Origin of the sequence: Streptomyces silaceus, assembly GCF_001419745.1 — a bacterium.
GTDB classification, from domain to species: domain Bacteria; phylum Actinomycetota; class Actinomycetes; order Streptomycetales; family Streptomycetaceae; genus Streptomyces; species Streptomyces silaceus.
The window spans coordinates 1-9,681 of record NZ_LIRJ01000090.1 but is presented as its reverse complement, the minus strand read 5'-3'; the positions used below and the strand labels follow the sequence as shown (position 1 = coordinate 9,681).

Below are 9,681 nucleotides of genomic sequence, written 5' to 3'. Positions count from 1 at the left end.
TGGCGGGAGTGGCGGTGGTGGACATTTGGGTCTCCTCGGAAGCGTGTCGCCTTGCTGTCACAGAGGTAGACGGGGCACCACCGCGGAACTCATCGGTCCCGGGCCGGCGATCTGGCGATCTCTGGCGATCTCTCAGCCCTTCGGCACCGCCCGCACCCACGTGCCGTCGTCCGTGAGGTACTTGTCGACCTTCAGGTCGGCCTCGGCGAGTGCCTCCTCGAACTGCTCCGGCGTGAGGGGGCGGGCGAGGAAGGTCTGGGTCCAGACGGCGTCCGGGAACACGTACTCCGCACGGACCTGGTTCACGCCGTCCCCCACCGGGTCCGCCGAGAGGATCCGGACCGTGTAGCCGCCCGGGTCGACCCGCTCGCGGGGCAGGTTCGTGTGGTAGTCCGCGCCCTCGCGCTGGATCAGTACGCAGCCGTCGTCGGTGACGTGGCTGCGGCAGGCCCGCAGCAGACCGCGGCGGACGGCGACGTCGCCGCTGTGCACGAGGAACGACGCGAGCATCACCACGGAGAACTTCTCGTCCAGGTCGAGCTTCTCGATGGGGCTCCGCACCGTCCGCACCCCGCCGTCGAGCGCGGCGACCTTCTCCAGCATCTCGGCGGACTCGTCGACGGCCGTCACCCGGAAGCCCCGGTCGAGGAGCGGGCGGGTCACGCGCCCCGCGCCGCTGCCCAGTTCCAGGATGTGCGCGCCGGCCGGTACGGCGCCCGCGACGACGTCGGGCTCCTCCCCCACCGACAGGCGCGTGTACAGGTCGACCGCGCAGCCGTCCGGCGTGATCGCGCCGGGTCCCGTTCCCTCGTATCCCTCACGCATCTCCACAGTCATGCCCGGCCAACGAGACGTGCCCCTGCCACGTTCCGCGGGGCGCGTCGCCTACAGCGGGAACCAGCCATGCCCGCCGTACCAGTGGCCGCCCGCCCGCAGATGGTCGCCCACGGCCCTCTCCACCCCTGTGCGTCTTGGGAGTTCGGCCACGGGAAGGGCGTGGTCGCCGAAGACGAAGGCGACCGGGGTGGTGTCGTCCGCCTCGCGCGCGTATCCGTCCGCCGGGGCGAATCGGTCCTGGAAACGGACGATGTTGGAGTCGGCGGGCAGATACTCCTTCAGCTGCGGGTCGAGCAGCCAGGAATGGCAGACGGCTGTCCGGTACCGCTCCTCGGGGTAGTGACGGGCGAAGAACTCCTGTGCGAGAGCGAGGGAGCGATCGCAGGCCTCGGGGGTCAGCGGGCCCCTGAAGTCGGTGATGTGCAGGTTCAGACAGGGGTCGCCGGGGCCCGCCGCATGGCCGGCGGCGGCCGTCGCGCCGCCCATCCGCTCGCCGAGCACGGCCCGCTGGAACTGCAGCCGCCCCAGTTGGTAGAGCTCCCCGCGGAAGTGCAGGGCGGGCCAGCCGGGTACGAGGAGGCCGGCGGCTCCGCGTGCCCTGCGGTGCACCGCCAGATGACGGCCGAGGTCGGCGAGGGTGCGGCGCGCGACGTCGTCGGGGACGCCCCGCTCGCGGTGGTGGGCGCGGACGTGGCCCAGCGCCGCCACGTACACGAACACGGAGAAGCACCGCCCGAGCTCCCCCGTCTCCTCGGGCAGCACCGGGATGCGGCCGCCTCCGCCGACCGTGCCCAGGTCGCGGACGAGGGCGTCCACGCAGCGGTCGAGCAGCCATCGCGCCTGCGGGTCGGCCCACAGCCGGTCGCGGAGCGCCACGAGGCCGTTGACGTCCTCGTGCGGCACGGCGAGGTCGAGCAGCACGTCCGGCAGTTCGTCGGGGCCGGGAAGCACCGCCGGGGAGCGCGGCTCCCCGGCCTCCTCCAGGGCCGCCAGCCATGCGCCGAGTTCGTCGTCCGCCGTGAGCGCTTCCAGCACGTTCCCACCCTCTTTATCCTGAATGGAGGAGATGACCTCGCATGATGCGCACAGGCAGTGAACCGACGACCGCGCGCAGTCCCCTGCGGATGCGCCTCTGGTTCAGCGTATGGGGGCTGATCTGGGCGGTCTTCGGCACCGCCGCCTTCGCCCTCACCGGGCGGACGGGGTGGGCGGTGGCGTGCGGGGTGCTGGTCGTCGTGGTCGTCGCGGATCTGGCCTGGGTCGTGCACCGCATGCGTCAGGGGGCGCACTACCAGCCGGGGCGGGACGTTCCCCCGTACGAGCCGCCGGACACCCCCTGAGCCATTCCGGGGCCGGGGGTCGGTCCGGTGCCCGTGTCGTCAGTCGGTGCGGTGCCCGTGTCGTCAGTCGGTCCGGTCCGGCTGGTCCGGCTGGTTCGGCTCGTCGAAGCGGGCCGCCGCCACGTATTCCGGCTGCGGGTCCAGCGCGGCCGCCAGGCGGAAGTGGCGGCGCGCCTGCTCGTGCCGCGAGCCGCGCTCGTAGGTGCGGGCGAGGGCGAAGTGCGCGAACGCGTTGTCCGGCTCGCGCTCCAGGACGATGCTGAACTCCAGCTCGGCGGCGCGCAGTTGCGCGGCGGCGAAGAAGGCGCGGGCGCGCAGCAGCCGGGCCGCGGTGTTCTCGGGGTGGGCGGCGATGACCGTGTCGAGCAGCTTCACCGCGCCGCGCGGATCCCGCGCGGCAAGGAGCTGCTCGGCCGCACGGAAATCGATGACATGGGTCTCCGGGGTGATTTCGGGCACGCCGGACTCCTTCCCTCGCTCGCCTGTGTCAACGCCCGCCGTGGCCCCGTCTATTCCGCCCGTCTCACGCGCAAGAGGTCAGGCTGCCGTGGCCACCAGTACGAGGCCCAGGAGGACGAGCGCCGCGCCCGCGGCGACGAAGGCCCAGTCGAGCCCGGTGCGCTCGCCGCCGATCAGGAGCGTCTCCCGCGGATCGCCGGTGTCGTACGCGATGCCGACCAGGTCGCCCGGGGCGAGCGGCCTGCGCCGGGTGGGCGGCACGGGCGAGACCACCTCGACGACCCGCCCGTCGGCCGTCTCGAACTGCAGGCTGGGCCGCTCCGCTCCGGGCGGCGCCGCCTTCACCAGGGCCTGCGCGAGCGCTCCGGAAGCGGCGATCCGCCGGGTCTGCCACAGGCCGTACGCACCGGCGAGGACGGCGACCAGACCGCCCAGAGCCGTGACCACCGCCAGTACGACCACCGCTGCCCCTCCCTAGGCGCGCGCCCTTCGCGCGAGCTCGGTCCACACCTCGTCGACCCGCTGCCGCAGCCCGTCCAGCGGGCCGTCGTTGTCGATCACGATGTCCGCGATCTCCCGGCGCTTCTCGCGGGTGGCCTGGGCGGCCATCCGCGCGCGGGCGTCCTCCTCGCTCATGCCGCGCAGCCGGACCAGGCGGTCGAGCTGGGTCTCCGGGCTCGCGTCGACGACGATCACGACGTCGTACAGCGGCGCGAGGCCGTTCTCCGTGAGCAGCGGCACGTCGTGGACGACCACCGCGTCGTCCGGGGCGGACTGCTCCAGCTCGGCGGAGCGGGCGCCGACGAGCGGGTGCACGATCGAGTTCAGGACGGCCAGCTTGTCGGCGTCGGCGAAGACGACGGAGCCCAGCTTCGGCCGGTCGAGCGAGCCGTCCGGGGCGAGGATCTCCCGCCCGAAAGCCTCAACGACCGCCGCCAGCCCGTCGGTTCCCGGCGCGACCACCTCACGCGCGATCCGGTCCGCGTCGATCAGGACGGCGCCGGACGCGACGAGCAGCCGGGACACCTCGCTCTTGCCGGCACCGATGCCGCCGGTCAGGCCTACTTTCAGCATGACCGGCAGCTTAGGCCCTGGGATTACGCGTCGCCCTCCCGCTCGGCGAGGAAGCGTTCGAATTCACGGCCGATCTCGTCGGCGGACGGGATGTCCAGCGGCTCGGCGAGCATGTTGCCCCGCTCCTGCGAGCCCGCCGCCGCGTCGTACTGGTGCTCCAGGCCCTGGACGAGCGCGACCAACTCCTCGTCGCCCTCCTGGATCTGGCGGTCGATCTCGGTCTGGGTGCGGTGCGCCTCGGTGCGCAGTCCGTGGGCGACGCCGGGCAGCACCAGGCCGGTGGCGGCGGTGATCGCCTCGAGGACCGTGAGGGCCGCGTCCGGGTAGGCGGAGCGCGCGATGTAGTGCGGGACGTGCGCGGCGACGCCGAGCACGTCGTGGCCGGCCTCGATCAGGCGGTACTCCACCAGGGACGCGGCGCTGCCCGGCACCTGTGCCTCGTCGAAGGGGCTGCTGTGGCCCGGCACCAGGTCGGTGCGGTTGCCGTGCGGCGTGAGGCCCACGGGCCGGGTGTGCGGCACGCCCATGGGGATGCCGTGGAAGTTCACCGAGAGGCGCACGCCGAGCCGCTCCACGATCTGCTGGACGGCGACCGCGAAGCGCTCCCACTCGATGTCGGGCTCGGGCCCGGAGAGCAGCAGGAAGGGCGCGCCGGTGGCGTCCTGGACGAGGCGGACGTCGAGCGTCGGCACCTCGTACCCGGTCCAGCGGTCGCGGCGGAAGGTGAGCAGCGGGCGGCGGGCGCGGTAGTCGACGAGCCGGTCGTGGTCGAACCTCGCCACCACCTGCCCGGGAAGGCTGTCCGTGAGCCGTTCGACGATCTGGTCGCCCGTCTCGCCCGCGTCGATGTAGCCGTCGAAGTGGTACAGCATGACCAGTCCGGCCGATTCCTGGGCGAGCGCCATGTCGACGACGGCGAGGCCCTTCGGCTCCCATGAGTACAAACCCTGCGGATCAAGCACGGTGACCGCTCCTCCTCGTGTTCCTAGACAAGAACGCGCGCGGCGGCACACACATTCCCGGCCGCGCCGTCTCGCTCTCTGTTCGTATGCGTGAACTCCCTTGCCTGGTACGTACCTTGACGCGCGCATGCACCGACCCTACGGTCATCTGTGTTCACGCTCACACCCGACGTTCACGTAGAAGAACAGACGCGGAAGAACAGACGTAGAAGAAACAGCCACGGAAGACCGACGGGAAGGCCACCCCCATGCGCACCCGACGAACCCTCCTCATCGCCCTGCTCACCGCGACCGCCGCCTCCCCGGGCCTGGCCGTCGCCGCGAGCGCCGCGCCCGCGCCCTCGCCCGCGCGGACCATCGAGGTCGCCTCCGCCGCCGAGCTGAAGGCGGCGCTGACCGACGCCTCCCCCGGCGACACGATCCACCTCGCCGACGGCACGTACTCCGGGAACTTCAAGACCTCCGTGGCGGCGAGTGCCAACTCCCGCATCACGCTGACCGGTTCCCCGAAGGCGGTCCTCACGGCCGGCGGCGGCTACGGCCTGCATCTGAACGGCGCCGCCTACTGGACGGTCAAGGGCATCACCGTCACCGGCGGCCAGAAGGGCATCATGATCGACTCGGCGCGGGGCGTCGTCGTGGACACCGTCACGGTCCACGGCCTCGACATGGAGGGCGTCCACTTCCGGAAGTCGAGCAGCGACGGCGTGATCAAGAACTCGCGGATCTACGACACCGGGAACGACGACCGCGGCATGGGCGAGGGCGTCTACGTGGGCAGCGCCAACACGCTCTCCGACAAGAGCGACAACGTGACGATCACCGGCAACACCATCGGTCCCGACGTGGGCGGCGAGGCGATCGACCTCAAGGAGGGCACCACGGGCGGCAGGGTCTCGGGCAACACCTTCGACGGCAAGGGCCTGACCGGCAACAACTACGACGACTCGTGGATCGACGTGAAGGGCAACGACTACGTCATCGAGAACAACACCGGCAAGAACACCACGAACAACGGCTACGAGACCCACACCCAGCAGTCCGGCTGGGGCTGCGGCACGGTCTTCCGGGGCAACAAGTCGACCCTGACGGGCGCGACGGGCGACAAGCAGCTGGCGATCAACGTGACGAACCAGAGCGGCGGTTGCCGGACGACGGTCTACGCGAGCAACACGGTGACGGGCGGCAAGGGCCTGACGAACATAGAGGTGACGCCCTAGTCCGTACCCCGAAAACGAAGCGGGCCCGCACCTCCGAAGAGGTACGGGCCCGCGACGTTCAACAGCTACCGCCTAGAGGCGAGCCTCAGCTCTGGCCACCGGCAAGCTTCTCGCGAAGCGCGGCGAGCGCCTCGTCCGAAGCCAGGGCGCCGGAGTTGTCGTCCGACTCCGAGGAGTACGAACCGCCGCCGCCACCGGCCGCGGCCGGAGCCGCACCAGCCGCGTCGCCGCCCTCGGCCGCCGCCTGGGCGTCGGCCTCGCGGGACTTGATGACCTGGGCCTGGTGCTGCTCGAAGCGCTGCTGCGCCTCGGCGTACTGGGTCTCCCAGGCCTCGCGCTGGGTCTCGTAGCCCTCGAGCCAGTCGTTGGTCTCGGGGTCGAAGCCCTCGGGGTAGATGTAGTTGCCCTGGTCGTCGTAGGACGCGGCCATGCCGTACAGGGTCGGGTCGAACTCGACGGCCGACGGGTCGGCGCCGAAGGACTCGTTGGCCTGCTTCAGCGACAGCGAGATCCGGCGACGCTCGAGGTCGATGTCGATGACCTTGACGAAGATCTCGTCGTTGACCTGGACGACCTGCTCCGGGATCTCCACGTGGCGCTCGGCCAGCTCGGAGATGTGGACCAGGCCCTCGATGCCCTCGTCGACGCGCACGAACGCACCGAACGGAACGAGCTTGGTGACCTTACCGGGAACAACCTGCCCGATCTGGTGCGTGCGGGCGAACTGCTGCCACGGGTCTTCCTGCGTCGCCTTGAGCGACAGGGAGACGCGCTCGCGGTCCATGTCCACGTCGAGAACCTCGACGGTGACTTCCTGGCCGACCTCGACAACCTCGGAGGGGTGGTCGATGTGCTTCCAGGAGAGCTCGGAGACGTGGACGAGACCGTCGACGCCGCCGAGGTCCACGAACGCACCGAAGTTGACGATCGAGGAGACGACGCCGGAGCGGACCTGGCCCTTCTGCAGGGTCGTGAGGAACGTCTGGCGGACCTCGGACTGGGTCTGCTCGAGCCAGGCGCGGCGGGACAGGACCACGTTGTTGCGGTTCTTGTCCAGCTCGATGATCTTGGCCTCGAGCTCCTTGCCCACGTAGGGCTGCAGGTCGCGGACGCGGCGCATCTCGACCAGGGAGGCCGGCAGGAAGCCACGGAGGCCGATGTCGAGGATGAGACCACCCTTGACGACCTCGATGACGGTACCGGTGACGATCCCGTCCTCTTCCTTGATCTTCTCGATGGTGCCCCAGGCACGCTCGTACTGGGCGCGCTTCTTCGAGAGGATCAGGCGGCCTTCCTTGTCCTCCTTCTGGAGAACCAGGGCCTCGATCTCGTCACCAACCGCGACGACCTCGTTCGGGTCGACGTCGTGCTTGATGGAGAGCTCGCGGCTCGGGATGACGCCTTCGGTCTTGTAACCGATGTCGAGCAGGACCTCGTCCCGGTCGACCTTCACGATGACGCCGTCGACGATGTCGCCGTCGTTGAAGTACTTGATCGTCTCGTCGATCGCGGCGAGGAAGGCTTCCTCGTTACCGATGTCGTTGACCGCTACCTGCGGACTGGTGGCGGTGGTCTCGGTGCTGCTCGTCATGTGGGAAAGGGCTCCGGTACGGACATTGAAGTCGTAGGTACTGCAACGCCGGAGCCGATTTCGCTCTGCAGAAGCCGGACAGCCTTGGAAGCGCGACTTCCGGGTAAGCGGAAGGCGCCTCGACAACCGAGGGGACATACAACAGACGCGAGCGCAGCCTGCTATGTCTGAGGAGCGCAGGCTCGCAGCGCAACTTGTAGCATACGGGGGCAGCCGGACAGGGTCAATGCGCGAAGGCGCACACCCGGGGCGGAACGCCGCATACCCGGCACAAAACCTGTCGCATGAGGCCACACGGGCCGCACAGCGCCCCCTCGCGACGAGTTCGACGGAAGATTACGACGATGGAGCCGATCATCCAAGAGTCCGAGCCGCCCGAGCCCGAGGCCACCCGACGTGACGCCGATGTCACGGAGAGCAGCCGTGCGAACCGCGGCTGGTGGGACCGGAACGCCGACGAGTACCAGATCGAGCACGGCACGTTCCTCGGGGACGACCGTTTCGTGTGGGGCCCCGAGGGCCTCGACGAGGTGGAGGCGGAACTGCTCGGTCCGCCCGAGGAGCTGAAGGGCAAGGACATCCTGGAGATCGGCGCAGGCGCGGCCCAGTGCTCGCGCTGGCTGCTCTCCCAGGGTGCGCGCCCGGTCGCCCTCGATCTCTCGCACCGCCAGCTCCAGCACGCGCTGCGCATCGGCGGAAACGTTCCGCTGGTGCAGGCCGACGCCGGGGTGCTGCCGTTCCGCGACGGCTCCTTCGACCTCGCCTGCTCCGCGTACGGGGCGCTGCCCTTCGTCGCCGATCCCGTGCTGGTCCTCAAGGAGGTGCGGCGCGTGCTGCGGCCCGGGGGCCGGTTCGTGTTCTCCGCGACGCACCCGATGCGCTGGGCGTTCCCGGACGAGCCGGGCCCGGAGGGCCTCTCCGTAGCGGCCTCCTATTTCGACCGCACTCCTTATGTGGAGCAGGACGAGCAGGGCAACGCCGTCTACGTGGAGCACCACAGGACGATCGGCGACCGGGTGCGGGACGTCGTGGCCGCCGGACTGCGTCTCGTCGACATCGTGGAGCCGGAGTGGCCCGCCTGGAACACCCAGGAGTGGGGCGGCTGGTCCCCGCTGCGCGGAAACCTGATCCCGGGGACGGCGATCTACGTGTGCGTACGGGACTGAGTACGTGACCGGTCTCCGTCACGACGCCCTCGACCTGCCCGTACGCGACGCGCTGCCCGCCCTCTTCGCCGCTCTGGAGGGGCCGGGCAGCGCCGTGCTGTGCGCGCCGCCCGGCACGGGCAAGACGACGCTGGTGCCCCTGGCCCTCGCGGGGCTCCTCGACGGGCCGGGCGGCGCCGTGCGCCGGGTCGTCGTGGCGGAGCCGCGGCGCATCGCCGCGCGGGCGGCCGCGCGGCGGATGGCGTGGCTGCTCGGCGAGAAGGTCGGCGGGAGCGTCGGCTACACGGTGCGCGGCGAGCGCGTGGTGGGGCCGCACGCGCGCGTGGAGGTCGTCACGACGGGTGTCCTGCTGCAGCGGCTGCAGCGGGACCAGGAGCTGGCCGGCGTGGACGTCGTGATCCTCGACGAGTGCCACGAGCGGCATCTGGACGCGGACACCGTGGCCGCCTTCCTGGTGGACGTGCGGGCGGCGCTGCGGCCCGAGCTGCGTCTGGTGGCGGCGTCCGCGACGACCGACGCGGAGGGCTGGGCGCGGACCCTCGGGGACGCGCCCGTGGTGGAGGCGCGGGGCGTCGCGCACCCCGTGGAGGTGGTGTGGGCGCCGCCCGCGCGTCCGGTGCGGCCGCCGCACGGGATGCGGGTGGACCCGGCGCTGCTCGCGCATGTGGCGTCGGTGGTCCGGCGGGCGCTGTCCGAGCGGGACGGGGACGTCCTGTGCTTTCTGCCCGGGGTCGGTGAGATCGCGCGGGTGGCCGGGCAGTTGGGCGGGCTCGGCGACGTCGAGGTGCTCCAGGTGCACGGGCGGGCGCCGGCCGCGGTGCAGGACGCGGTGCTGTCCCCGGGCGAGCGGCGGCGGGTGGTCCTCGCGACGGCGGTGGCCGAGTCGTCGCTGACGGTGCCGGGGGTGCGGGTCGTCGTGGACGCGGGTCTGGCGCGGGAGCCCCGGGTGGACCACGCGCGCGGGCTGAGCGCGCTGGCGACGGTGCGGGCCTCGCAGGCGGCGGGGCGGCAGCGGGCGGGGCGGGCCGGGCG

Annotated in this window: 11 protein-coding genes; 4 read left to right on the top strand and 7 right to left on the bottom strand. The window is 71.3% G+C overall.

The genetic code is table 11. The features are described from left to right. Window positions 1-132 precede the first annotated feature (132 nt). Both AOK22_RS10695 and AOK22_RS10690 read right to left on the bottom strand, forming a co-directional pair. On the bottom strand, window positions 133-825 hold the full coding sequence (locus tag AOK22_RS10695) for a class I SAM-dependent methyltransferase (protein WP_079036482.1): 693 nt from the start codon (window positions 823-825) through the stop codon (window positions 133-135). A gap of 60 nt (window positions 826-885) precedes the next feature. Then, window positions 886-1,788 carry an acyltransferase domain-containing protein gene (locus AOK22_RS10690; RefSeq protein ID WP_055698358.1) on the bottom strand — a complete coding sequence of 301 codons (903 nt, stop codon included), beginning with the start codon at window positions 1,786-1,788 and terminating at the stop codon, window positions 886-888. A 128-nt stretch (window positions 1,789-1,916) separates the two neighbouring features. On the opposite strand from AOK22_RS10690, the gene AOK22_RS10685 reads away from it, so the two are divergent. Next, window positions 1,917-2,177 (top strand): DUF6343 family protein, encoded by a 261-nt coding sequence (locus tag AOK22_RS10685; RefSeq protein ID WP_055698357.1) that lies wholly within the window; start codon window positions 1,917-1,919, stop codon window positions 2,175-2,177. Window positions 2,178-2,240: 63 nt separating this feature from the next. Here AOK22_RS10685 and AOK22_RS10680 read toward each other — a convergent pair whose 3' ends face one another. From AOK22_RS10680 to AOK22_RS10665, 4 genes are all read right to left on the bottom strand, one after another. After that, entirely contained in the window at window positions 2,241-2,636 is a 396-nt protein-coding gene (locus AOK22_RS10680; protein WP_055698355.1) for a tetratricopeptide repeat protein, read from the bottom strand. Window positions 2,637-2,714: 78 nt separating this feature from the next. Continuing rightward, entirely contained in the window at window positions 2,715-3,098 is a 384-nt protein-coding gene (locus AOK22_RS10675) for a DUF3592 domain-containing protein (protein ID WP_055698354.1), read from the bottom strand. Between the two features lie 12 nt (window positions 3,099-3,110). Continuing rightward, the gene (gene coaE, locus AOK22_RS10670; protein WP_055698353.1) at window positions 3,111-3,710 is read right to left on the bottom strand and encodes a dephospho-CoA kinase; all 600 of its coding nucleotides are present in this window, start codon (window positions 3,708-3,710) and stop codon (window positions 3,111-3,113) included. Window positions 3,711-3,733: 23 nt separating this feature from the next. Then, window positions 3,734-4,672 carry a PAC2 family protein gene (locus tag AOK22_RS10665; RefSeq protein ID WP_055698352.1) on the bottom strand — a complete coding sequence of 313 codons (939 nt, stop codon included), beginning with the start codon at window positions 4,670-4,672 and terminating at the stop codon, window positions 3,734-3,736. Window positions 4,673-4,920: 248 nt separating this feature from the next. On the opposite strand from AOK22_RS10665, the gene AOK22_RS10660 reads away from it, so the two are divergent. Continuing rightward, window positions 4,921-5,892, top strand: coding sequence for a right-handed parallel beta-helix repeat-containing protein (locus AOK22_RS10660; protein ID WP_055698351.1), 972 nt, complete (start codon window positions 4,921-4,923; stop codon window positions 5,890-5,892). Window positions 5,893-5,977: 85 nt separating this feature from the next. Here AOK22_RS10660 and rpsA read toward each other — a convergent pair whose 3' ends face one another. Continuing rightward, window positions 5,978-7,483, bottom strand: coding sequence for a 30S ribosomal protein S1 (rpsA, locus tag AOK22_RS10655; protein WP_055698350.1), 1,506 nt, complete (start codon window positions 7,481-7,483; stop codon window positions 5,978-5,980). 344 nt (window positions 7,484-7,827) lie between these two features. Between rpsA and AOK22_RS10650 the strand changes: the two genes are divergently transcribed. Continuing rightward, window positions 7,828-8,649 carry a class I SAM-dependent methyltransferase gene (locus AOK22_RS10650; protein ID WP_055698349.1) on the top strand — a complete coding sequence of 274 codons (822 nt, stop codon included), beginning with the start codon at window positions 7,828-7,830 and terminating at the stop codon, window positions 8,647-8,649. A gap of 4 nt (window positions 8,650-8,653) precedes the next feature. Next, a partial coding sequence (locus tag AOK22_RS10645) for a DEAD/DEAH box helicase (RefSeq protein WP_157872211.1) occupies window positions 8,654-9,681 on the top strand: 1,028 nt, incomplete at its 3' end.

Coding starts and splice junctions, on each gene's coding strand:
- AOK22_RS10695 (WP_079036482.1), bottom strand. CDS start 825: ATGCGTGAGGGATACGAGGGAACGGGACCCGGCGCGATCACGCCGGAC.
- AOK22_RS10685 (WP_055698357.1), top strand. CDS start 1,917: ATGCGCACAGGCAGTGAACCGACGACCGCGCGCAGTCCCCTGCGGATG.
- coaE (WP_055698353.1), bottom strand. CDS start 3,710: ATGCTGAAAGTAGGCCTGACCGGCGGCATCGGTGCCGGCAAGAGCGAG.
- AOK22_RS10660 (WP_055698351.1), top strand. CDS start 4,921: ATGCGCACCCGACGAACCCTCCTCATCGCCCTGCTCACCGCGACCGCC.
- rpsA (WP_055698350.1), bottom strand. CDS start 7,483: ATGACGAGCAGCACCGAGACCACCGCCACCAGTCCGCAGGTAGCGGTC.
- AOK22_RS10650 (WP_055698349.1), top strand. CDS start 7,828: ATGGAGCCGATCATCCAAGAGTCCGAGCCGCCCGAGCCCGAGGCCACC.